General features: G+C 52.4%; 26 protein-coding genes and 4 pseudogenes. 3 read left to right on the forward strand and 27 right to left on the reverse strand.

Translation table 11 applies throughout. The features are described from left to right. Positions 1–73: 73 nt before the first annotated feature. The 7 genes and pseudogenes from D1159_RS16310 to D1159_RS16335 all read right to left on the reverse strand — a co-directional run. Positions 74–979: pseudogene (locus D1159_RS16310) on the reverse strand (TraE family protein); the annotation flags it as partial. Between the two features lie 94 nt (positions 980–1,073). After that, positions 1,074–1,415 carry an HNH endonuclease gene (locus tag D1159_RS20280; RefSeq protein ID WP_347563711.1) on the reverse strand — a complete coding sequence of 114 codons (342 nt, stop codon included), beginning with the start codon at positions 1,413–1,415 and terminating at the stop codon, positions 1,074–1,076. Between the two features lie 90 nt (positions 1,416–1,505). After that, positions 1,506–2,753, reverse strand: coding sequence for a group II intron reverse transcriptase/maturase (ltrA, locus tag D1159_RS16315; protein WP_243152346.1), 1,248 nt, complete (start codon positions 2,751–2,753; stop codon positions 1,506–1,508). A gap of 555 nt (positions 2,754–3,308) precedes the next feature. Next, positions 3,309–4,736: pseudogene (locus tag D1159_RS16320) on the reverse strand (TraE family protein); the annotation flags it as partial. Next, the gene (locus tag D1159_RS16325) at positions 4,729–5,082 is read right to left on the reverse strand and encodes a PrgI family protein (protein WP_161846697.1); all 354 of its coding nucleotides are present in this window, start codon (positions 5,080–5,082) and stop codon (positions 4,729–4,731) included. The pseudogene D1159_RS16320 and the gene D1159_RS16325, both read right to left, overlap by 8 nt. Before the next feature lie 87 nt (positions 5,083–5,169). Further along, positions 5,170–5,502 (reverse strand): antibiotic biosynthesis monooxygenase family protein, encoded by a 333-nt coding sequence (locus D1159_RS16330; RefSeq protein ID WP_161846685.1) that lies wholly within the window; start codon positions 5,500–5,502, stop codon positions 5,170–5,172. After that, positions 5,499–6,098, reverse strand: coding sequence for a flavodoxin family protein (locus tag D1159_RS16335; RefSeq protein ID WP_161846686.1), 600 nt, complete (start codon positions 6,096–6,098; stop codon positions 5,499–5,501). Before D1159_RS16335 ends, D1159_RS16330 begins: the two co-directional genes overlap by 4 nt. A 146-nt stretch (positions 6,099–6,244) precedes the next feature. On the opposite strand from D1159_RS16335, the gene D1159_RS19265 reads away from it, so the two are divergent. Then, a complete protein-coding gene (locus tag D1159_RS19265) occupies positions 6,245–6,421 on the forward strand; it encodes a hypothetical protein (protein WP_202621123.1) in 177 nt (58 codons plus the stop codon). A gap of 3 nt (positions 6,422–6,424) precedes the next feature. On the opposite strand, the gene D1159_RS16340 is transcribed toward D1159_RS19265, so the two are convergent. Further along, positions 6,425–7,270, reverse strand: a complete 846-nt coding sequence (locus D1159_RS16340; RefSeq protein WP_161846698.1) for a hypothetical protein — start codon at positions 7,268–7,270, stop codon at positions 6,425–6,427. Positions 7,271–7,353: 83 nt separating this feature from the next. On the opposite strand from D1159_RS16340, the gene D1159_RS16345 reads away from it, so the two are divergent. Together D1159_RS16345 and D1159_RS16350 are read left to right on the forward strand one after the other, a co-directional pair. Beyond that, positions 7,354–7,626, forward strand: coding sequence for a type II toxin-antitoxin system Phd/YefM family antitoxin (locus tag D1159_RS16345; RefSeq protein WP_023348845.1), 273 nt, complete (start codon positions 7,354–7,356; stop codon positions 7,624–7,626). Beyond that, positions 7,613–7,915 (forward strand): type II toxin-antitoxin system RelE/ParE family toxin, encoded by a 303-nt coding sequence (locus D1159_RS16350; RefSeq protein ID WP_161846687.1) that lies wholly within the window; start codon positions 7,613–7,615, stop codon positions 7,913–7,915. The genes D1159_RS16345 and D1159_RS16350 overlap by 14 nt, the downstream gene beginning before the upstream one ends. Positions 7,916–7,957: 42 nt before the next feature. Here D1159_RS16350 and D1159_RS16355 read toward each other — a convergent pair whose 3' ends face one another. From D1159_RS16355 to D1159_RS16435, 19 genes and pseudogenes are all read right to left on the reverse strand, one after another. Further along, entirely contained in the window at positions 7,958–8,206 is a 249-nt protein-coding gene (locus D1159_RS16355; protein ID WP_243152349.1) for a formate hydrogenlyase, read from the reverse strand. A gap of 49 nt (positions 8,207–8,255) precedes the next feature. After that, positions 8,256–9,113, reverse strand: a pseudogene (locus tag D1159_RS16360) (type IV secretory system conjugative DNA transfer family protein); the annotation flags it as partial. A gap of 93 nt (positions 9,114–9,206) precedes the next feature. After that, positions 9,207–9,377 carry a transposon-encoded TnpW family protein gene (locus D1159_RS16365; protein WP_161846699.1) on the reverse strand — a complete coding sequence of 57 codons (171 nt, stop codon included), beginning with the start codon at positions 9,375–9,377 and terminating at the stop codon, positions 9,207–9,209. 45 nt (positions 9,378–9,422) lie between these two features. After that, on the reverse strand, positions 9,423–10,250 hold the full coding sequence (locus tag D1159_RS16370) for an ATP-binding protein (RefSeq protein WP_161846689.1): 828 nt from the start codon (positions 10,248–10,250) through the stop codon (positions 9,423–9,425). Next, complete coding sequence (locus D1159_RS16375; RefSeq protein WP_347563712.1) at positions 10,247–10,771, reverse strand: replication initiator protein A; 525 nt, start codon at positions 10,769–10,771, stop codon at positions 10,247–10,249. Before D1159_RS16375 ends, D1159_RS16370 begins: the two co-directional genes overlap by 4 nt. Continuing rightward, positions 10,732–10,959 (reverse strand): replication initiator protein A, encoded by a 228-nt coding sequence (locus D1159_RS20285; RefSeq protein WP_347563713.1) that lies wholly within the window; start codon positions 10,957–10,959, stop codon positions 10,732–10,734. Before D1159_RS20285 ends, D1159_RS16375 begins: the two co-directional genes overlap by 40 nt. Before the next feature lie 139 nt (positions 10,960–11,098). After that, entirely contained in the window at positions 11,099–11,437 is a 339-nt protein-coding gene (locus D1159_RS16380) for a cysteine-rich VLP domain-containing protein (protein WP_161846690.1), read from the reverse strand. Then, a complete protein-coding gene (mobQ, locus tag D1159_RS16385; RefSeq protein WP_347563714.1) occupies positions 11,434–12,894 on the reverse strand; it encodes a MobQ family relaxase in 1,461 nt (486 codons plus the stop codon). Before mobQ ends, D1159_RS16380 begins: the two co-directional genes overlap by 4 nt. Positions 12,895–13,056: 162 nt before the next feature. After that, positions 13,057–13,347 carry a DUF3847 domain-containing protein gene (locus D1159_RS16390; RefSeq protein WP_161846691.1) on the reverse strand — a complete coding sequence of 97 codons (291 nt, stop codon included), beginning with the start codon at positions 13,345–13,347 and terminating at the stop codon, positions 13,057–13,059. A gap of 5 nt (positions 13,348–13,352) precedes the next feature. Continuing rightward, the gene (locus D1159_RS16395; protein WP_161846692.1) at positions 13,353–13,814 is read right to left on the reverse strand and encodes a sigma-70 family RNA polymerase sigma factor; all 462 of its coding nucleotides are present in this window, start codon (positions 13,812–13,814) and stop codon (positions 13,353–13,355) included. 7 nt (positions 13,815–13,821) lie between these two features. After that, on the reverse strand, positions 13,822–14,274 hold the full coding sequence (locus tag D1159_RS16400; protein WP_161846701.1) for an RNA polymerase subunit sigma-24: 453 nt from the start codon (positions 14,272–14,274) through the stop codon (positions 13,822–13,824). A 114-nt stretch (positions 14,275–14,388) separates the two neighbouring features. Then, positions 14,389–14,787 carry a sigma factor-like helix-turn-helix DNA-binding protein gene (locus D1159_RS16405; protein ID WP_161846702.1) on the reverse strand — a complete coding sequence of 133 codons (399 nt, stop codon included), beginning with the start codon at positions 14,785–14,787 and terminating at the stop codon, positions 14,389–14,391. A 390-nt stretch (positions 14,788–15,177) separates the two neighbouring features. Continuing rightward, entirely contained in the window at positions 15,178–15,333 is a 156-nt protein-coding gene (locus D1159_RS19270) for a hypothetical protein (protein ID WP_202621126.1), read from the reverse strand. A gap of 1 nt (position 15,334) precedes the next feature. Continuing rightward, positions 15,335–16,006, reverse strand: a complete 672-nt coding sequence (locus tag D1159_RS16410) for an ATP-binding cassette domain-containing protein (protein WP_161846693.1) — start codon at positions 16,004–16,006, stop codon at positions 15,335–15,337. A gap of 61 nt (positions 16,007–16,067) precedes the next feature. Beyond that, positions 16,068–17,219 carry an ABC transporter permease gene (locus D1159_RS16415; RefSeq protein WP_243152347.1) on the reverse strand — a complete coding sequence of 384 codons (1,152 nt, stop codon included), beginning with the start codon at positions 17,217–17,219 and terminating at the stop codon, positions 16,068–16,070. Positions 17,220–17,662: 443 nt separating this feature from the next. Beyond that, complete coding sequence (locus D1159_RS16420) at positions 17,663–18,574, reverse strand: zf-HC2 domain-containing protein (protein ID WP_161846694.1); 912 nt, start codon at positions 18,572–18,574, stop codon at positions 17,663–17,665. Next, positions 18,567–19,067: a sigma-70 family RNA polymerase sigma factor gene (locus D1159_RS16425; protein ID WP_161846695.1), complete on the reverse strand. Its 501-nt coding sequence runs from the start codon at positions 19,065–19,067 to the stop codon at positions 18,567–18,569. Before D1159_RS16425 ends, D1159_RS16420 begins: the two co-directional genes overlap by 8 nt. Before the next feature lie 210 nt (positions 19,068–19,277). After that, positions 19,278–19,634 carry a TnpV protein gene (locus D1159_RS16430; RefSeq protein ID WP_161846696.1) on the reverse strand — a complete coding sequence of 119 codons (357 nt, stop codon included), beginning with the start codon at positions 19,632–19,634 and terminating at the stop codon, positions 19,278–19,280. Positions 19,635–19,653: 19 nt separating this feature from the next. Then, positions 19,654–20,916: pseudogene (locus D1159_RS16435) on the reverse strand (DUF4368 domain-containing protein); the annotation flags it as partial. Positions 20,917–20,994 lie beyond the last annotated feature (78 nt).

Below are 20,994 nucleotides of genomic sequence, written 5' to 3' on the forward strand. Positions count from 1 at the left end.
CGGTATACGCACCGTTTTTCAAGTGTACAGGAAAGTTGGTCTGTTTGTAAAACCCCCGCGTCAGCGGGTTCGTTCAAACCAAATTATTGGAGATCTCCAATAACCGGGTTGTCATCAGCTTATAAAGCCGATTCTTGGGGAAATTGTCCATAAACGGTACGATGGCGCTGCCGCACTTGATGAGGCCCCTGCCGAAGTCCACGTTGGTGATGTAGGAGAGCTGGTTGTCCGAGATATTCAGCAGCCGTGCCAACTCCGCCCGGTCGGTGGCCGCCTGGTTCAGCATGACCAGGAACTCGCTGTTGGCCAGCATGGTCCGGGCGGTGTGGGACTGGAGGAGATCATCCACATTCTGCGTTAAGCCAGTACAGCAGGCCCCATACTTTCTGACACGCTTCCAGAGGGTAAACAGGAAATTTGCGCTGTATTCGTGCTGGAACAGCAAGTAAATCTCGTCAATATAGACCCAAGTATTCCTGCCCAGCGCCCGGTTGCGAATCACCCGGTTGAACACGCTGTCCAGCACCACCAGCATTCCTACGGGAAGGAGCTGTTTGCCCAGATCCCGGATGTCGTAGCACAGGATTCTGGCGTCCGTGTCCACATTAGTGGGTTTGGCAAAGGTGTTCAGGCTGCCCTCGGTGAACAGCTCGATTGCCAGGGCCACATCCCGCGCCTCCGGCTCTGTCTGGCGGAGCAGCTCGGCGTGGAAGTCCTGGAGGGTGGGGACGCTGCCCTGATAGCCGCTTCTAAGGTAGTCCTGATAGACCTTGGCAGTGCAGCGGTCGATGATGGATTTCTCCTTGGCGGACAGCAGCCGGTCGCCCATGAGCTGCTCACACAGGGACAGCAGGAACTCGGACTTCAGCACCACTGGGTTCTCCCCATCGCCATACCCTTGCTCCATATCCATGGCGTTGATATGGTTGGAGGAGGTGGCGGAAATGCTGATCACCTCGCCGCCCAGCCCTTCAATGAGGGGCCGGTAGTCGACTAAGTCGGCGGGATTACTCCCGCTTTCTCGTCTAAGAACCGTACGTGAGCGTTTCCACTCATACGGCTCAAGCATTTCATCACGCTTTCGCGCGGCGTTCCAAGAAAATTTGCTGGCAATGTTTATGGACGTAGGCCATATTGCGCACCTCGTCCTTGCCGCCCATGGCTTTCGGGACTTTGAAGAAAATCTCCCTCTCGTCGCTGATGTCCATGGGAAGTCCACAGTGATAGCAACACCCATGCTGGTTTTTCCAAATCTGCTTAAAGCGCCCAGACAGGCGTTTCATGCCATGATGGAATTTGCGGTCAATGAAGTATTGGGTGTCAAAATAGGGGTTTGCGTCCATTCGTACTTTGGTGTGGCGGACAATGGGGATGTGGTCTACTCGTAGGAGTTCCTTATCCTCGGTGCAGAACACCCAGTTCCGGTTACCCCTGCGGTGCCAGTAGTTGGTGGAGACCCACCACTGCCCTTTATGGGGGTGACGGCGCTTTGCCCATCGCCACAGCTATTCGCAGAGGATGTAGTCGATATGAGCAAAGGCTTCACTGGCACAGACCGATTGATGGTAATTCGTCCAGCCACGAATCTGCTGGTTCAGCTTTTCAATCAGGATTTCCTGTTTCCAAGCCTTACCGCGCCCGAGAATCGTCTCGGACAGGGCAGATTTAAGGGCTTTCAGCGCTTTCTTGGATGGTTTGACAATGAGCTTTCCCTTGAATTTGCGGAATGTCCAGCCCAGCATATCAAAACCGTCGTCGATGTGGGTGATGACCGTCTTTTCCTCGGACAGCTCCAGCCCTCTGGCTTGCAGAAAATCACGGATAATTTCCTTGGCCTCCTCCGCAATCTCTTTTGTAGCCGCTGTGACGATGAAGTCGTCGGCATAGCGCACCAGATTGACCTTATGGGCGTTCTTGAATCGAATATCGACTCTGCCCAGCCGGTTGGTGTGGAAACGGTCCGAGAGGACTTTCTGCATTCCGTCCAGCGCCATATTTGCGAGAATAGGGGAGATAACGCCGCCCTGGGGCGTGCCCTCATCGGTGGGAAACAGTTCACGTTGGAATACGAATCCTGCTTTTAGGAACTGCTTCAATACAGATTTGTCCATAGGGATGTGCTCAATGAGCCAGTCATGGCTGATGTGGTCAAAACACCCTTTAATGTCACCCTCCAGCACCCACTGCGGGGAGAAACTGCGGCTGAGCGCTGTGAAGATATATTCACAGGCGTCCTGCGCACAGCGCCCCTTGCGGAAACCGAAGGACTTTGTGTCCGCCGTTGTCTCTGACACCGGGTCTAGGGCCTGGGCGTAGAGCGCCTGCATGGCCCTGTCATACATACAGGGAATTCCCAGCGGGCGTTTCGCCTTTTTGCCCTTTTTCTCAATGAATACCCGGCGTAAAGGTTTCGCTTTGTAGCCCTTGTCTGTCAGGGTCAGAGCACCACGCATCTTAGCGGCTGGGGTAGACCACAGCTCACTGTCCACGCCCGGCGTCTTTTTCCCTTTGTTGGTGGTTACTTTCCGTACCGCCAACACTTTTGCATAGTACGAATGGGTCAGAAGATACTGTAATCGCTTCACTGTGTTCCATTTCTTCTCTTGGGTCGCCTTAGCAATCCTGGCTTGCAGCCCATTAACCTCGGTTTCCGCTTTCTTCCAGTCGATGGATTTCCACTGGTGTTCCAGCGCCGCCGCGTCCGGCAATCTCTCAGGGTTTTTATGCCCCGTCGTTGAACAATTACCGTTCATAGGTTTACCTCCTTTTCTTGCTATGAAATACCGTGGGACAAGTCAGCGCCCTTTCAGGCTGGGGCAAAGTTTGAACCCCTATCCCACCCCATTACAGGGCGGGCGTTCGCTTTTTATCCCGTTCCTCTACCCTCTGCGCCATTTCTTCTCCTTACGGGGTCGATACCTCCGCATTTCTGCAAAGGAGCGCATAGGGCTTACCACGTTCCGCGTAACAAATAATTGTGTGCGTTTTAGGAGCCATCTTTGAGCCGGGAGGATTTGTGTCCATTTGCTGTGATGTTCTGAAAGCCCTCACAGCCACCTCCGCACCTTTTGGTGTAGGCGTGTCAGCCTGATTTCGCCTATTCCCTGTAACGACTCTTGCGATGATTCACTTTACGTTCTCCATGACGCACTTATCCTGGCAGTACGGCTGAGTTAGGCTCTCAGCTTTCCCACGTTGTCCCACAGGCTTCCCACCCCGCCGTTACCAGCGACGCAGGCTGTGGTAGGATTACCCCAAATGGATAGGGCAGCTTCTTTCGCAATTTGTTACGCGACCTCGTGTCGCACCTCCGACTCAGGATCTATGATAATGATATCGTCATCGGTGGACAGGGCCAGAGCCACCATCTCCCGCTTGGCGGTGAAGGACTTGCCGGAGCCGGACACGCCCAGGACAAAACCGTTGCCGTTGAGCAGTTCCTTCCGATTGGCGATGATCAGGTTCTTGGAAATCACATTCTGCCCGTAGTACACGCCGCCCTGGTCCCGCACCTCCTGGGCCTTGAAGGGCATCAGCACCGCCAATGCCTCGGTAGTCAGAGTGCGCAGGGCGTCGATCCGCCGCAGGCCCAGAGGCAGAGCGGTGGTGAGACCGTCCGCCTGCTGCCAATTCAGAGTGGCCAACTGGCACAGGTGCTTCCGGGCGGCGGACTGGAGGGCGTCCGTGTCGCTGTCCAGTTCCTCCTTGCTGTCCGCCAGATGCACCAGCGTGACCACCGCAAACATCATCCGCTGGTCACGGGTGGTGAGATCGTCCAGCATTTCCCTTGTCTCTTTTCTCTGCTGCTCCAGGTCGTAGGGGACAACAGCGGAGAAATTGTTGTTGCTGTTCTGCCGGCGCTGCCAGTTGGTGACGTTGGTCTCGACACCGAGCAGACGGTTCTGCATTTCACGGACGGCCTCGTCCGTGGGGACGGGGATCACATCAATGGACAGCATCATGGTGCGGTTCAGGGCCGTCAGCTCAGAGACCATGCTGTCCTTGATGTAGCTGGCGTACTCTTTGAGGAACAGCACCCGGCCAAACTTGTCCCCCATGACGAAGTAGTCCTTCTTAAACTCCAGGCTGTCCGGGCAGATGGTGTCCTTGAAGCTGTGGCCCTTTCGCATCAGATCCCGGAGGTCCAGATGGTATTCCGTCTCCTCGCTGGTGCGGTAGAAGTCATGCAGCACCCGGAGACGTTCCACCGCGTCCAGCTCCTCGCTGTGGGCGTCCAGGTGGCTCAGACGGGTGGTGACGTCCGCTGTCACCCGGTCGAAGAAGGCGCGGGCCTCCTCGATGCTCTTGCGGTGGACGGACAGGGTGATATACCGCTCCTGCACCACGCTGTTGGAGCTGTCGGTGACCTTGTCCATCAGCATGGCATTGTACTCCGCCCGGTAGCCGTCCAGATAGTCATCCTGCCGGGGCAGGAGAATTTTCTGTTCGAAGTCCTGGCGGTTGAGCCGCTTGTTGTTGATGGTGAGCTTGGTGGTGGAGCCGGTATCCAGGGCGTTCAGCAGTTCCGAGTAGCCCAGGAACATGGACGTTTTGTCCTCTTTTGATGCGATGGCGTAGTTGATGTCCGAGAAGCGGATGGTCTTGGAGAACTTGCTCCCAAACTGAAAAATCCCATCCGGCCAGAGGCGGCGGATGGGGATGGTGTCCTGCACGGACTTGGGGAGGACAAAGCCCTCCCGGTCCTGCTTCAACGTATTCTGCAAAGTCTTAATCAAGTTTCAAAGCCTCCTTGATGGTGGAATGCTCCATCGCCTGGGCGTACAGATTTTCCGCCCGGAACACCAGCTTTCTGGGATACAGCAGCTCCGAGCGGATGACGGCGAGGAGGAACTTTTCAAAGGTCATGCCGTTGTAGGTAAAAAAGCCGCACAGGGCGAAGGGGAAGGCGGCCAGGACACAGATCCAGCCGATCTCCCCGCTGCCCACCACGCTGCGCAGGCCGAAGTACAGCCCTACCGCCACCAGCACGGCCAGCAGGGCGAACAGGAACTGCCGCAGGGACAGCCCGAAGAACAGGCTTTCCTGGTAGTCTCGGACTTCTTTGTTGATGCGGACTTTTATGGGTATCACCTCCAAAATGAAAGAAGGCCGTACTTTTCAACAAGTGCAGCCTGTCAAAATAAGAATTGTTAGAAAATGCTTATGTGATTAGTGCCTGATGAATTTTTCATCACGGGTGGGAATCCCGCTTTCATCAAGAACATATCTTTCCACGCTCATGTGCAGGTCATATTTTTCCCGGAGTTGTGCGATGGTTCCCATCATCGGAGACGCATGATGCCGGTCTATGGACGCCTGGCCTCTCCATCTGTCAATGAGCAGAACGGTCTCAGATTCGCTGAAAGGAAAGAAATATTCATACCGCTCATTTCCATCCTCTCTGCGAATCAAGGCCGCCGTTCCGCTTCTCTCCATTTCCTCGGCAAACTTGCGGGCGCTGCCGTCCTTCCCCGTGTAGGTCAGAAGTACCAGAATGCTCATACGGCAGGTTCCTCCCTCTGATAGATGTTCTTTCCAAATTGATACGCTTTTTCCAAGTGATCTGTCTTATCGATTTGAGGTTTTCCATTCGTATCTCCGCAGCCGCCTGCCAGCAGCATCCCCTTGTTGTGGAAACCAATGTAGTTGACGAGGGCAAACTGATAATAGGACACCGCCTGCTCAAAGGTCCAGAAGAAGTTATCCGCCGCCGTCATCAGCAGAGCGCAGTCTTTCACAGGGTATCGTTCATACCGGCCCAAAGGCGGGGTGGGGTCCTTCTCTGCGATACAGTAGAAGCGTTCAATAAAAGCCTTGATTCGGGAGGACACCGTCCAGAAATACAGCGGCGAAGCAAAGACCAGCAGGTCCGCTTCCTTGATCTTAGGAACAAGGTCATTGAAGCTGTCCTTCTGTATACAGGGCTTGCCATAGCGGCAGGCGTTACAGCCCAGGCAGCCCTTTACCTCGTTCCGCAGCAGGGAGATTACCTCCACGCTGTGTCCCGCTTCCTCAGCGCCTCGCTTGAAGCTGTCTATCAACTGTGCGGTATTTCCCCTGGGCCGTCCGCCGCCTTGAATCACCACAATTCTATTCATAGCTGCCTCCTGTCAGTTTGATTTCACCCATTATACATAATAAAATAGCCGTATTCAAGATGAACGAAGGAATCGGCAGACAGACCGTTGCAAGTTTTGCCTGCCTATGGTAAGATGCCACAAATCAGAAAAGGGAGGCTGTGGCAATGATGTTTATGATTTTAGGTGTAGGGCTGTTTCTGCTGCCCATCCTGTTCCGGCGCCTCTGGGGTGTGCTGGAGGACTGGCGGGAGGAACGGGCCATGGCGGAGCTGCTGGCCTACCGCGTCCGGCAGGCCAGGGCCGCCGGCGAGTACGCCATCGACACCGAGGGCCTCTGGTGACTGTTACCCCAGCCCCATCAGCTCCCGGATCAGCCTATCGCTCATTTTGATGCAACCCACCAGCACCAGCATATTAAACAAAACCTCGCCCACATAGTTCCACACGATGGTGGCCGCCGCCAGGGTATCGTCCGCGATGGCGGGCGGTGTGGTGGCGAAAGCCGAGAAGATCACACAAGCTAACACGATGATGCAGCCCTCCAGACAGATTGCGGCGTAGCTCTTGAGAAAGGCAACGCCAATACTGCTGGAGGGCTGTCCCGCAAAGCTGGCCATGGGGATGGGCGCAATGGCGGTGGCGAGATAGAGCTTGAAAAACCGGGAATAGACGGTTAAAATCATGATCAGGGACAGCACCCAAATAAACAACGACCCCAGCAGGGTAATGGCCCAAAGGGGGATGCTCTCCAGGAAGCCCACATCCTCAATGATGGTGACCATCTCGTCAGGCAGGGTGGTATCGGTGAGCGCCGACAGCCCGGAGGCCGTCATGATGGTGGAGATCATACCCTGGGCCACCTTGAAGAGCGCCGTCATCAGCTCCATCCCGTGGGTCACCGCCGCCTGGGCCAGCACAAAACGTATAAAGCACTTGAATACCATTTCGGGCTTCTTCAATTCCGTAAAGCTGGAGCAGGTCTTGACGATGCCCATGACGAAGAACAGCACCAGCAGAGCGCAGCCGATGGCTTGGAGCGCGCCGTTGATACCTTGGATGACCGTCCAGACTCCGCCGCCCTTGAACTCCTCCGGGGTGGTACTGATGAGCTGCCAGATCTCCGCCAGCTTCCCATTCCAGGTCCCCAGGGCAGAGTTGAGGTTGTCCACGATCCAGTTTCCGCTTCCTATTTCTATCACCTCGATTCACTCTGAATTTGTGTTGATATTTACACCGAATTCTGCTATACTGTTGGCAGAAGGAGGTGGCGTTGATGCCAAGTATTCGTCCTATTTCAGATTTGCGCAATAATGCTAATGAGATTTCCGACTTTTGCCGCCAGACTCGTGAGCCAGTTTATATCACTCGCAACGGCACTGGCGATATGGTTGTTGTCAGCATTGAGGAATACGAGCGCCAGCAGGCCATCATTGACCTGTACGGCAAGCTGGCTGTCGCTGAACAGGAGATCGCCTCTGGTGCTGAGGGCGAGGACTTTCTGACCATCGCCCGTCAGATGCGGGAGCGTGTGCATGGAAAGCTATAAGGTTAAAATCTACCCTGCGGCAAAGCAGGACTTGCTGGACATTGTTGACTATCTGAACACACTTTCCCCTGACGCTGCCCTGCGGTACTATGACCTTCTAACGGAGCAGATCGCCAGCCTGTCCCATATGCCGGAGCGCTGCCCACATCCCAGAGATTTAGCGCTGGCCGTAAAAGGCTACCGCTGCCTGCTTGTTGAAAAATACCTTGTTTTCTACGTGGTGGCCGGGGATACAGTGCAGATTCGGCGTATCATTTACGGACGAAGGGATTACAGTTCCCTCTTGTAAAGGCCAAGGGCGGGGACATTGAACCCCGCCCTTGGCCTTTCCTCAACCGCCAGTGATAAGGGTGAGGATCTCCTTCGTAAAAGTAATGACGATGCCGCCGGCGATGGTGAGCATACCGTTGGCCCGCTGGGAGGGGTCGTGGCTCTTGAGGGACAGGCCCAGCTGGAGGATGCCGAAGCCCAGCAGGATCAGGCCGATGGCCCGGATCAGGGAAAAGATGAAGTCGGACAAATTTTCCACGATCTGGAGGGGATCGTCCGCCGCGAAGGCGGGGACGATCATGACAGCCATGGACAGCACCAAGCAGGCGAAGAGGGCGTAGGCCCGCTTGGCGCGGCGTTCAATCTTCCTCTGGCGATCCAGGGTGTTCAGGGGCTTCTGGGTTTTCTTCATCAGATGTTTCGGTTTCCAGGGCGAACAGCGGTTCCCCCTGGAACTTCAGTTCAGACTTTTCCTGATGGTGGATGTAAGGCGGCCCACCGCCGTCAACGGTGTAACGGATGGCGGGGTGATCGGTCAGCTCGTACTTCAGATCCATCACCGGCTTGGCGCCCCGGATGAACAGGATGGCGTAGCGGTTGTCCAGCCCACGCACCTCATCTGGGGTCAACAATTCGCGGCCGCTCATTTGAAAATTGGTGGAGTACGAGCCAGATTTTCCCTTAGTCTGACCGTGGGTTCGGGTGTCAATCGTGGCTTTCCCAAGGGCTTCCGAAATGTACTTGTGGGTTGACGATTCGTTGCCGCCCAGGTACAAAATTGTGTCCGAATTGCCCGGAATTGTCTCCCACGAATCCCTATATAACTCTTTGATTTGTGCCATATTCTGTATGATGGTGCTTGCGGAAATGTTGCGGGAGCGCATGGTGGCCAGCTCACGGGTGAAGCCTGGGAGGGGCATGGCGGCGAACTCGTCCAGCACGAAGTGGACGTGGCAGGGCAAGGCCCCATGGCGGATCTGGTCGGCGCTGTAGTAGAGGGCCTGGAACGCCTGGGCGTAGAGCAGGCTCACCAAAAAATTCAGGCTGTTGTCGTTGTCCGGTATCACCGCATACAGCGCACACTTTTTCTCTCCCAAGGTGTAGAGGTCCATATCGTCATGGTCTGTGATGGCCTTGATCTGAGGCAGATTAAAGGGGACCAGCCGGACGGCGGTGGACACAAGGATCGATTTTGCTGTTTTGCCTGAAACGAGTTGTCAAGGACTTTTTAATACTGTTCATAGAATATTCAAAAAATCGACACAGCAAAAGCCGGGGGCCAAATGGCTCCCGGCCTGCTCATGCGCCGCTTACTCGTCAGCCATCATCCGGCGGACTTCCTCGCGGAGCATACGCTTGATTTTGTCCTCCATCGTTTCAGTGCTGGTTTCGCTGAAATGCGCCCATACAAGGTAGGTGGTTTTGCCGATTTTCTTTACCATAGAGGGCGGGGTGTCCGGCTTGGGGCGGGGGAAGGTCATGCCTGCGGTAGCGTTGGGAAGTTTATTTGCCATAGGCGGCTCCTTTCAGTCCATCAGATTTTTCAGACGTGCCAGCTTGTCCTGTGCCGTAGCCTTTCGGAAGTTCTCGCCGGAAAAACGGATAGGGGCGCACATTTCCAACAGCCGGTCATAGATGCGGGCGTGGGCGGTGTCCTGGGGGTGCTGCAAGTCTTGAAGGGACAAGTTCGTGGTGACGATCAGCGGCCTACGGCTGCGGTAGCGGCTGTCGATCACGTTGTAGACCTGCTCCAAACCGTACTCCGTCCCGCGCTCCATGCCGAAGTCGTCCAGTATCAGCAGAGGGGCGCGGCACAATCTGGCTATGTACTCGTTGCGGCCTTCAAAGCTGGCAGTCAGGTCGTTGAGTATCAGGGCAAAGTTCGTCATGCGGACGGCCACCTCCTGCTCCATCAGAGCGTTGGCGATGCACCCGGCAAAATAACTCTTGCCAGTACCGACACCGCCCCAGAGCAGATAGCCGATGTTCTCCGCCCGTATCGTCGGCCAGTTATCAACGTAAAAATGGGCGTGTTTCATCTGCAGGCATTTGCCGTTGTCGTTGGCAAATGTCCACTCCCGCATAGCCGGGTCGGTAAAGCCTTTGCTTTTCAGGTCGGCCACGGCCTGACGGTGACGGCGGGCCTCCTGTTCCTCCGCCTCCCGGTCAAGCCGTTCCTGCTCACAGCGGCAGGGGTGGGGGAGCAAGCGGCCCTTCATCGGCGGGGCCTCCATGCGGAATTGTTTCGGGGTGCGGCACTTGCCGCAGTACAAAATCCCGTCCTCGCCGGTGTAGTCCCCCGGTTCCAGCCGGGTCACGGTGATGCGCTTGATGATGCTGTCAAAATCGTTCATAGGCTCTCGCCCTCCTTGCACGAATAGTCAGATACGCCTTTGCCCTTGCGCCTGTCCTCCTTGGCCCAGCGGCGGATGGTGGCGGCATGGCTCTTATAGGTCTTGCCGGTGGAAGCCATGTATTCGGATAACCTCTCGATGTACTCCTGCCAGACAGAGGGGAAGTCGGCTTGCAGTTCGGCAACCTCCGCCTCGGTCAGAAAGACATTCCCATAGCGGCCAAAAATGCGGGCGCTCTCACTCACTCCACTCAAGTTATTCTTCAAGTTACTATTACTTATTTTATTAGGGGCCAGTTTTCCGGCCATCTGACGGTCAGTTTTCCGGCTATCAGAGGGCCGATTTTCCGGCTGTCTGGTGGCCGGTTTTCTGTCCATCAGACGGTCAATTTCCTGGCTGTCAGGCTGTTTCACATAGATGCGATTTGGCATCCCGTTCCCACAGCGCCGCCGTTCAATCAGCCCCGCCGCCTCCAACTCGGTCAGCGTCGTCTTGACGGTGGTGGGGCCTTTGTCCACCATATCAGCCAGCTTGCCCAGGGGAAAACTACGAAAATATTTCCGTCCTCGTCCGTCCAGCCGTTGGCGCGGGAGAGGTTTGACCTGTCCAGCAGGACGGCGTACAGCACCTTGGCGGTCTGCGTCAGGTCGGCCCCCAGCAGGAAACGGGGGTAGGGCAGATATGGGAGCGGCTTGGTGTCCGTTGTCATGTAATCAGCAATCGTGTTCACCTCCCGTTTGTAACGGCTTAGAGGGCCGTTTGGGGGCCTCGGAATGATAACATACAGCCCCCCTATTGACTGCGCCCGGAAAGCCTTGAAATATCAAGGGTGTTTTGGGCCTAAAGCGTTACATACCAGCCCTATGTCGGCGCACTCGCTCACAGGTCTTTCGCCGCTGCTCCTGTTTGGCGCAGACGGGGCAATATTTGGCCCGGTTCGACTTTGGAATGTACCAGCCTCCACACAGGACACATTTCTTCATGTCCTCCCGATGGAGCAGAACGGCACACAGACTTTCATCCTGCGGCAGCACAGCGGCCCGAAACCAGCGGCAGATCAGCGAATAGGAAATGCTTTGAACACAAACACATTCCTCCCCATCGTCCAGCCGGAGGCAGTTGCCGTCCTGGTAGTTGCAGCAGCTATGTACCAATCGCCGGACGGCCCGATATTGCTGATAGGTCATCGCTCTTGTTCCTCCCTGCGCTGGGTCTGGCCCTCCCTGGCAAGGCGCTCGGCGGTCTTTTTCAGAGTTTCAACCGCCTTAATGTCCTCCCGCATATCCCGCATTGTCAGATAGTCGGCCTCTTTCTCGGCGGTCAGCCTTTGCGTCTTGGCCCTCCACGCCTTGGGGGTGATGGCCTCGCCAGAGGCTTTCAGCGTATCCAGATAGCGGACGGCGGCATCGAACAAGGCCAACTCCGCATTGTGACGTTGCTCAAACTGTTCTTTCTTTCCCGGCGAAACCTTGTCCAACTTTTGGCGGACGGGCTTGTACTTCTGATACTGCGCCCACATCTCCAACCGTTCATTCAGAACAGCCAACCGGCGTTCCGCCTTGACAATTTTGCCACGCAAATCATAATAGCCGCTGTTCATGGCGGAAACCTTTTCATAAAGTTGCTCCATCGAGGAAATGCCATTCTCCAGCAGGAAGTTAAACAATCTTGCATCCGCTTTGAGCGCCCTGACCTTGCCATATTGGGAAGTCAGGGCGGTGTCTTGCCTTGCCTGGAAAAGAAAATCCATGATGCTCTCCCTGCCCTGGGGCTGTGCGGACTGCTCCTTGCTCCAGTTGCAAAGGCGGGTGATACGGGCCTTGATTTCTTTCAGCAGCTTGTTATCGGCGGCAATCTCCCGGTTGATGTCGCCTTTCTCGGTGGCGATGCCCCGGCGCTCCATCTGACTGGCAGCAGGCCCCATGTGAACGGTGGGGATTTTGTCAACGCCCTGGCGTTTGTAACTGCGGTGGTCGATGCGCTCCGGCCTGCCTGCGGCCTCCAAAGCTCGGTTAGTATAAGCGGCCCATGCCGCCCGCCACTTCTCGGCGTTCTCTCGGCGGTTCCAGTCGGTGGTGTCCTCCCGGTGATTTTTCCAGCCGCCTTTGCCGTCCGGGATGCGCTGGCCCTGGCTGTCCAAATCATAAACCTTGCGGCACTTCGCGCCCCACTTGCCGTCCTCTCGAATGGGCCGGATGGTGAGCATGATGTGAGCGTGAGGGTTGCCGGTTCCCTTGTCGTGGATAGCGGAGTCGGCGCACATTCCAGCATCCACAAAATTGTCTTTCACAAAAGAGCGGACAAGCGCCAACTGCTCCGCCCTGGACAGTTCAACGGGCAAGGCCACTTCAATTTCCCTGGCAAGCTGGGCATCACTGGATTTCTCTATTTGCTCCACGCTGTTCCAGAGGGTGGAGCGGTCTGCGAACGCTGGTGGGGCGTGGGTAGGCAGCATGATTTCAGTATGAACGACACCACCCTTTTTCGTGTAGTCATGGGTCAAGCCGTCCCACTCATTCACCAGCTTTTCGCCGCTCCGATAAGCGGCAGCGGCCACAGCGGACTTGCCCTGGCTCCGCTGAATGATTTGGATGGGACAGTGAAAAATTGCCGTAAAAACGCACCTCCTTTCAGTGCTGGATATTGGCCCCGCCGGAAAGTGACAGCCGGGTCGCGGGTGTCACTTTCTGGCGGGGGTGCGGGGGTTTGGGGGTGTCAATCCCCATCGCGTCCGTAGGACGCAATAGCCCCCGGCAGGGCGCACGACACCGGCCACGGTGTATAAGTGCGCCATTCGGACTAAGCATTACTTCTCACCTTCGTTTTTCGGTGTTCTTTCTGCAAGTTCCTTCGCCCCCGGCAGGCGGGAAAGGGCAATCAGAAACGCTTTGGCATCCTCGCCCTCCATTTCCACGACAGCGGGAAAAACAGCCTCCAATAGTGCGCCGCGTCCGATCAGCCGGTGCGTCCTGGCCCAGTGTTCCTCACTCCGCTTTCGGTTCAGCAAAATCTTCTGGCGGTTCTGCAAAATCTTCTGGCGGTTCTGCAACTGGCCGATTTTCTTTTCCACTTTCTGTTTCTCTGGCGATTTGTCCATGTAAGTCATTCCTCCTTTTCCAGCCAGCCATTTTTGGCGAAAATCTTCTGCAACTTTTTGAGTGCGCCGGTCACGCTGTCACAGGCGCAGCTTCCGCTGATACCCTCGTCCGCCGCTATCTCCCGAAACTTTTTTTCCAAGGCGAACCGGGCATGGAGCCGCCGCGCCTGGGTGGGGGACAGGTGAGTGATAGCCTCCGCCAAATGCTCCAACAGCAGTTCTTCAGCGGCCTCGTCAATCTCCCGAATAATCAAATCCTCTGGGGACTGCACCAAAAACATGGCGTGGTTCTCGATACCGGGACTGCAATCCATGGAATAAACGTGATAGTAGCTTTTCCGGCCCTCCTGCCGGTTCTCATAGAGCCGACATTCCTCCATGACGGCGGCAACCTCGTCCGGCACTTCAATGAATGTGTCCTTTGTGTAGAGCGGGTAGTAGTGCTTTCGCAAATTGATAATCGCCATGCCGCCCTCACTTCCCCTGGGGGTGGTCTGCGTAGTAACGGCGGAGATTGCACAGGCCACGGCGGATAGACAGACACACGTTGCTATTGTGGACGCGCTCCCGGTCTGCGATCTGCTGCTGGGTCAGCCCGCCCAGGTAGTAGGCACAGAGACGGCGGGCCTGGGTGGGGGTGGCGTAGGCCAGAGCCTCCCGCAAAGCAGCGGCCAGCCGGTCATGCTCGGCCCGTTCCTCCGCCAGCATGATAAGCTGTTCCGGGGACGGGCTGTGTTCCAGTGCATAGTTCTCCGTCCACTCGAAAGCGTTCAGCGAGTAGTAGGCCCGGTGATACCGCTTGCGGCGCTCATGGTTCCGCATTTCCCGGACGGACTGGCACAACACGTCAAAGACTTCCTCGCTGACCTCCACCAGCTTGTCCTGCTCATAGTAGGGGTAATGGAGCCGCAAATTGATAACTTTTATTTTGACCTCCTAAATGACAGGAGGGACAAGCAGCCAAAACTGCTTGTCCCTCCCGGTGATGGAGCAAATGCCCCTCACCTTATAGCCCACTTAGGGGGTCTACCGACAAGGTGTTTACCGAAAGATTTTGAAAAATTTTTTGCGGACGGCTTCTATGCTCAACCGCACAGCCTGTTTCGAGCATCCGCATATTTCCCCAATTTCGGAATAGTTAAAATCGTACAGCGCATAGAGCAAAAAACGCTCCCGCTGGGTGGGCGTGCAAAGCGCCAGCACCGCCAGAATTTCATCCAGCGTTTCCCGCTGGCAGACCAATTCCTCCGGGGTGGCGCAATAGGGCAAACGGCCCTCGGTGCTGATTATGTACTCATCACACTCGCGTCCGTCCCAATACCGTTGACGCTCCCGGTAGAGTTTCCGATTATTCCGCTTGGCCTGTTCCAGATAGTCGGCAACCTCGGCGCTGACCTCCACGGACACAAACCGCCCGTTGATTTTGATGGTAATTTCCATCATCCTTTCCTCCGTTCAGATTTTTGGGGTCTGAACGGAGGGGGCGGGGAGCGGCAGCGGGGCTGGCATCGCTGGCCCAGAAACAGAAAAGCGCCCGCATGGTGCAAGACCATTCGGGCGCGGGACATAACAGTATGAGCCGTCAGAAAACGATTATTTTTGCAAACATGGGTAGGGAATGCCGCTGCAAGGGGCAGGCTTTTTTTGATAAGTGCCTATCTCTCCACAATCGCATAGCGGCGTCCTCCTGTTGCCGCCAATGGATATAAAAACAGCGGCTTTGAATAATCAAAACCGCCGCTGGAAAGAGCGTTTGGACATGAGAAATCGGCCTGCCCAATAGCGGTTTTTTCTTTTCTGCCGCTGGGCAGACTTGGCTTTTATTGACTTTTATTTAGGAAATCCCAAATAAACCGCAATGAGGACAAACACAATTCCGAGTGCGATAAGGATTATAGGCCCCCCCTTTTGCTTTCTGCGGGAAATCCCGATTACAACAAACAATATCCCCAGCAGCATTGACGCAATCATCGCAAAAAATCCCATTTTATTTACTCCTTTCAAGATGGATTACTCTATCATGACGATTGGCTATGTCCAAATCATGAGTTACAGTAATAATAGTGGTGTTAAACTCTTTGTTCATGCTAAAAAGCAAGGCAACAATTCTTTCTCTGTTCTCCACATCCAGGGATGCCGTAGGTTCATCAGCCAAAATAATTTGTGGTTTCATGATGATTCCTTTGGCAAACACAGCTCTGGCCTTTTCTCCGCCAGAACATTCAAGTGGTTTCTTTTTTAGTATGTGTCTAATCTCGATTGCGCTGATGACCGTATCGAAATCCTCAACCTTCCTGACACCTTTTTTGTCAGAACTGGCATAAAGAAACGGCAGTTTGATGTTATCTTCAACCGTCAAAGAGTTAATGAGTGCCGATTCTTGAAGAACAAAGCCAATCCGTTGATTTCGCCATTGCGCTAACTGGCTTGTATGTAACTGATCTGTCGGCGAACCAAAAAGCGTATATTCACCAACATAATTTCTATCAAGCAATCCAATGATATTGAGCAAGGAACTTTTTCCTGCTCCCGATTCGCCCACAATGGCAATTTTTTCACCGGCGGCAACTTCAAGTCTGAAATCATTTAATATTGAAATCTGCGACTTTTTGTTCTTATAGATTTTTTCCTTAACGCATAGATCAATAATTCCACTCATTTTAACACCCCCAAGGAAATTGGAACCTTTTTGATTTTCCACAGCATACTTTCGACAACAATTATTCGATAGCAATATCAGAAACGACAACCAGCAACAAAGCCAGCCAGTCCATTCCTATCAAGCCAAACAATCCATAAGTGGCAAAGGTTGTGTCTTTCCTTAACCAGCACCCGTATCTGTTAAAAGCGGTGAATGTGGCAATCAACGCTATATTAACGAAGGAGAGCATCCCAAAGTAACCATAAAAAATTCTTTTCAGTTTTGAGTAGCTTAATCCCACCAACAGATTGATCGTAAAGTCTTTCAGCATCAGGCGAACACTAACCAATCCGTTCCAAACAGAAAGACAAGTTATGACGATCAGCAGAATAAAGGTCGTTATGAATATAATTTTTAGTGAGTGAAGATAGTATTCGTTGAAATAATCGTAGTTTTCCTTTTGGCTAAAGAAATTGAAACTTAAACCAAAATTATCTTTGATAACCTCACTCAAATCCGCTATTTCTTCTTTTGAGGTTTCCAAAAGTATAATATCCATGAGGCCGTTAAATTGGATGTCCATGCTGGCATGATTGATAAATTCCTCATTCACTGGAAAGAGGATTGAGAAATTGTAGTATGCCTTGGAGTTGAGGGCATAGAAATTAGAGTGGTAGGCGTTTTGCTTCAACACGCCCTGAACCCTTAGCGTTAAAGGCCGTCCAAGAACAGATTCTTCCAGTTCTATTGTTGCTCCAACGGGATATGTTTTGCTTAATCCTTTTCCTATTAAAACAGGGATTTCCCCGTCTAATTGGTAATCAAAGTCCAAATCTGTCCCTTGTGAAAACTCAAATTCATTTAATCTGTAATACTGCTCGTTCAGATAGCCTAATGATATTTTCATATCATCACCGTTTGGAACAGATACAATAAACCCGTCTGTATAAAAAGCATACTTAAAGCTGCTATTCAAATAGTCATATACTGCTTGTGTTCCGCTTTCGCCAATCATGCTCATATCAATATGGCTATCCGGGTCTAAGTTGGCAATGTAAACTCCCTCTTGATTTACATATTTTGTTTCCTGATACCCTTGAAATGTTGACAAAATGGAACGGGCAGCAGTAAAGGTTATGTAATTCGCCATGAGAAGCAACAGCATGATGCCGATACCAAGTATCGCTTTTCTCAAAAATATCTTTGAAACAATGAACTTAAATATTTTCATATTTCCGTACCCGCCTTGCGCTGATTAGTATGTATGTGACAAAAATAAGGACTAAATAGAAATTGTCGGCTAAATTGAAACCAAAATGGAGGTTTACCAAAGCTGATAGAAGATAAACGAAAATTAGTACCGTGAGGCAGTCCAGCACATATCGAATGGTGATGCCAAACACAGTGCCGCCTACAAGTATTCTACAAAATATTTCTGCCTTTTTTCTCTCTAGCATTTGATAATAGAACACGATCACGATGAACGTAAACAGCGAAACGATCAATGGCTGGTAATCAATAAAATTTTTCAAAAAAGCCTTTAGAATATAGGCATCCAAATCCAAAGTCTTTGCATAATCCAAAAGCAAATTGAGAGAAAAGCAAAAAATATATGCAATACTGAGCTCAAACATATCCGTTGGTCTAAACAGAGATTTTTTCATGCCCTTTCCTCTATCCCCTCGAAGTGTTCAGCTTTGTTTTATAAAGAGATTTTCCCGTCAGCATTGCGAAATAAAGCAGCATAGCAACCAGGATGATGATACAAAAATCTCGTTGCGATGAATATGTGGTGAAGTTAAATCCTTTTGTGCAAAGCTGCGCTGCCATATAGGAAATTGGGAACGGTATAGCCCTATCAACCCAAACAACGATTGCTTGCTTATTTCTTAATAGCACTCGTAGAATTGCAAGGACAACAAGGGCGAGAAAAGCTAATAGGAAATACGGCATCAGGATCAGTCTTGGCAGAGTTACGCCGTTTTCTTCGGTGTTTTGATTTGACCCATAGATCAGTACGTCCTCGGAGCCATCGTTTTGAGCATAGAAAATCTGAATTTCAGTTTCACGGTCAAAGGGTATCACCATGTTTTGTTTTCCACGATTAGACAAATGTAAGTCCCAAGTGGTAGTCCAAGCATTTATGCGATAAATTGCCGTTTCTGTTTCATTGTCAAACACTTCATTGCAGCTATACCCTGCTACCTCGCTATCAAAGGTGATGATAACGCTCCCATCAGGGACATCAATCACATTGAGCAGGTTATCGGAATAGGGAAAAAATTTAGGTGATGTCAAAATCCCGAAAATAACCGTCACGATAGCACAGGCCAAGATTGCCGTGAAGCAAATAGTCTGCAAGTGCCTGATAAATAAGTCCCTCTTTACCCTTTTTAACGGCACAATATCAGTATCAGGGGCAGCATCAGGGATGAAATTCGTAGCTTTCTGCATACGCTCAAACTTCGCATGGCATTCCGCACAATGCTCAAGATGTTCGCTTACAAATTCGCGTGTATCCGCACTTACCATATCTTCTACATAAAGTGGAAGTATGTCTTTAATCAAATTGCATTTATCACTCATTATTGGCCTCCATTTGTTCCAATATTTTGTTTCTTGCCCGGTGATAAGTGACACAGGCCCAGTTATCTGTTTTTTGAAAAATTTTTGCGATTTGTTTGAAGCTCAATTCTCCAAAAACCCGCAGCATAAAAACTTCCTTATATGGTTCAGCTAAATTGTGTAGCAGCAGATGTATTCGCATAGCATCACTTCGGTTTATTATCTGTTCCTCAATGGTGTCTATGTTATCTGTAAATTCAACATCATCAATATCTACAAGCCCCTGTTGCTTTTTCAAATGAGAAAAGTAACAGTTTTTTGCAATTTGACAAAGCCAAACACGAATGTCTGTATCACCGCGAAAGGTATCTATTGAACGCATTGCCTTGAAGAATGTTTCGCTTGTGATCTCCTCCGCCAGACCTTCGTCTCTTGACAGCTTTTTAAGAAAGAGAAATACATCATTAAAGTATCTTCTATAAATTTTCTCAAATTCTTCTTTGGAACCTGTCACTTTCTCACCTCCTCCCTTATAAGACTTCGCATTTCAAAAAATCTTACAAGGCTTTTGAAATATTTTTGAAAACAGTTTTTCCCCCATAGACTTGCGTGGAGCTGATACCCCTCATGGCATATTAGATTTTGACGAAATTAGTATAAACTTCCACTTGCCGTATACGAAAGATGCTATTATTAAGAAATGCGGGCAATCCCCGCATTTCTATCAAATCATAATCAATTCCGCAAAAATGATTTCCTCGACCTGGGCCTTGCAGCAGTTCATCAGTCCCACCCAGCGCATGGGGTCACGGGCTTTTAATTCCTCGGTGGCTCCGGCCTTCTTTGCCATACCCGGCATCATGTTCTCCAACAGATTATTGGCGGCGTCCTCGGTTTCCAGCAGATGGGCGTACAGCTTGCCCTCCATCACATACTCGGCCCAAACAACAGGACGATGCTCTTTCAGATACCGCAACCGCAACATGCCGTACTTCCCCAAACTGCGGTCAGGCGGTGGCTCTATCGTCAGGTCGGGGAGGTAGTAATCGCCCACTTTCACATAGTCCAATTCGATTTTCATACCGGCGCTCTCCTTTCTTTCAAAGCGTAGGGCGGACTTGCATCGCCGCCCGTTTCGGCTCCTGGCGGGGTAGATCAGCAACACGAGCATAGATGCCCTTTGCCATATCCTCCGCCCGGATAGCGGCTTTCCCTGCGTCAATCTTGGCCTTTTTCGCCGCCCTGGTGCGTTCCTCATACTGCCGCTGCCAACCGCTGGCTTTGCGGCGCAAATAGGCTTGGTGGCGCTTGTCTTTGAGTTCTTCTTTCTTCCGAAGGGCCTCCTGTTCCTCCTGGGTCAACTCCACGTCCCGGAACACCGGGGGGATGTACTTACCCACAAAATTGAAGTAGACCTCCACCGCCTGGGTGGTTTCGATACTGCCCTTGCGGTCACGCTCATGGACAAGGATTTTCTCGACAAACTCATTAAGCATGGTGTTCGTCATATTCTCAAAGCCCTGGTATTTGTCAATCAGCGCAATAAACTTTTCCGCCGATTTCTTCCCCTGGTCGTAACTGCTGACGGCCTTTTCCAACTCCGTGATTTCAGCGGCAAGTGCCTCCTGCTCCTTGGCGTACTGTGCGTCCAGCGCGGCATACCGGGCATCCGGCAGACGGCCCAAAGCGTTGTCCTCATAAATTTTGCAGACAAGCCGTTCCAACTCCCCGGCCCGTTTCTGTGCCGCCGACAGCCTCCGCTTTTTCTTTTTGATGTCGCTGTCCTGCTGGCTGGCCTGGGCCTCCTGCACTTCCCGGATAAACGCCGCCCGGTCAGATTTGGCAAAATCGGAAATCGCTTGGAGCATCCCGGAAATGAGGTCAAGCACCACGCTCTCGTTGATACGGTGCTGGGTGGGGCAGAGCGTTCCAATGGGGACTTTGCCGTATTGGGCGCAAGTGTACTGGTGGACACGCTTGCCATTGTTGGAGCGGTGGACATACATTTTCCCGCCGCAGTCGGCACAATACATCAGGCCGGTCAGCGGCGCGGCCTCCCCCCAGCCGTCCGGGTAACGCATGACATTACCCCGGATGCGCTGTACGTTGTCAAAGGTTTCCTGGTCGATGATGGGCGCATGGGTATTCTCAAAAATCGTCCACTCGCTTTCATCGACATAGTGGCTCTTTTTGTCCTTGAAATGCTTACGGGCCTTGAAGTTGACGGTATGGCCCAGGTATTCCCGCTTTTTGAGAATGTGAACGATGGTAGAAGAACCCCAGCCGTAAATATCCTTGACCGGCTTGGTTCGGTTCACACCCTCGTTAAATCTTGCCAGATGTACCGATGGAATTTCGACCTTGTGATTTTGTCAATATTAGTTGACACATTTTCCACAAGGATTTTGAATCCTAGGCAGTCTCTTTCTTTTTCAGGGAAT

The sequence above is a fragment of the Pseudoflavonifractor sp. 524-17 genome, from assembly GCF_009935845.1.
Taxonomy (GTDB): domain Bacteria; phylum Bacillota; class Clostridia; order Oscillospirales; family Oscillospiraceae; genus Pseudoflavonifractor_A.

What these genes read in the sequence shown, in the direction of transcription:
- ltrA (WP_243152346.1), bottom strand. Translation starts at nt 2,753, where the DNA reads ATGAACGGTAATTGTTCAACGACGGGGCATAAAAACCCTGAGAGATTG.
- D1159_RS16330 (WP_161846685.1), bottom strand. Translation starts at nt 5,502, where the DNA reads ATGAGCATTCTGGTACTTCTGACCTACACGGGGAAGGACGGCAGCGCC.
- D1159_RS16335 (WP_161846686.1), bottom strand. Translation starts at nt 6,098, where the DNA reads ATGAATAGAATTGTGGTGATTCAAGGCGGCGGACGGCCCAGGGGAAAT.
- D1159_RS19265 (WP_202621123.1), top strand. Translation starts at nt 6,245, where the DNA reads ATGATGTTTATGATTTTAGGTGTAGGGCTGTTTCTGCTGCCCATCCTG.
- D1159_RS16345 (WP_023348845.1), top strand. Translation starts at nt 7,354, where the DNA reads ATGCCAAGTATTCGTCCTATTTCAGATTTGCGCAATAATGCTAATGAG.
- D1159_RS16350 (WP_161846687.1), top strand. Translation starts at nt 7,613, where the DNA reads ATGGAAAGCTATAAGGTTAAAATCTACCCTGCGGCAAAGCAGGACTTG.
- D1159_RS16355 (WP_243152349.1), bottom strand. Translation starts at nt 8,206, where the DNA reads ATGGCTGTCATGATCGTCCCCGCCTTCGCGGCGGACGATCCCCTCCAG.
- D1159_RS16365 (WP_161846699.1), bottom strand. Translation starts at nt 9,377, where the DNA reads ATGACCTTCCCCCGCCCCAAGCCGGACACCCCGCCCTCTATGGTAAAG.
- D1159_RS16370 (WP_161846689.1), bottom strand. Translation starts at nt 10,250, where the DNA reads ATGAACGATTTTGACAGCATCATCAAGCGCATCACCGTGACCCGGCTG.
- D1159_RS16375 (WP_347563712.1), bottom strand. Translation starts at nt 10,771, where the DNA reads ATGGTGGACAAAGGCCCCACCACCGTCAAGACGACGCTGACCGAGTTG.
- D1159_RS20285 (WP_347563713.1), bottom strand. Translation starts at nt 10,959, where the DNA reads ATGACAACGGACACCAAGCCGCTCCCATATCTGCCCTACCCCCGTTTC.
- D1159_RS16380 (WP_161846690.1), bottom strand. Translation starts at nt 11,437, where the DNA reads ATGACCTATCAGCAATATCGGGCCGTCCGGCGATTGGTACATAGCTGC.
- D1159_RS16390 (WP_161846691.1), bottom strand. Translation starts at nt 13,347, where the DNA reads ATGGACAAATCGCCAGAGAAACAGAAAGTGGAAAAGAAAATCGGCCAG.
- D1159_RS16395 (WP_161846692.1), bottom strand. Translation starts at nt 13,814, where the DNA reads ATGGCGATTATCAATTTGCGAAAGCACTACTACCCGCTCTACACAAAG.
- D1159_RS16405 (WP_161846702.1), bottom strand. Translation starts at nt 14,787, where the DNA reads ATGGAAATTACCATCAAAATCAACGGGCGGTTTGTGTCCGTGGAGGTC.
- D1159_RS19270 (WP_202621126.1), bottom strand. Translation starts at nt 15,333, where the DNA reads ATGGGATTTTTTGCGATGATTGCGTCAATGCTGCTGGGGATATTGTTT.
- D1159_RS16410 (WP_161846693.1), bottom strand. Translation starts at nt 16,006, where the DNA reads ATGAGTGGAATTATTGATCTATGCGTTAAGGAAAAAATCTATAAGAAC.
- D1159_RS16415 (WP_243152347.1), bottom strand. Translation starts at nt 17,219, where the DNA reads ATGAAAATATTTAAGTTCATTGTTTCAAAGATATTTTTGAGAAAAGCG.
- D1159_RS16420 (WP_161846694.1), bottom strand. Translation starts at nt 18,574, where the DNA reads ATGAGTGATAAATGCAATTTGATTAAAGACATACTTCCACTTTATGTA.
- D1159_RS16430 (WP_161846696.1), bottom strand. Translation starts at nt 19,634, where the DNA reads ATGAAAATCGAATTGGACTATGTGAAAGTGGGCGATTACTACCTCCCC.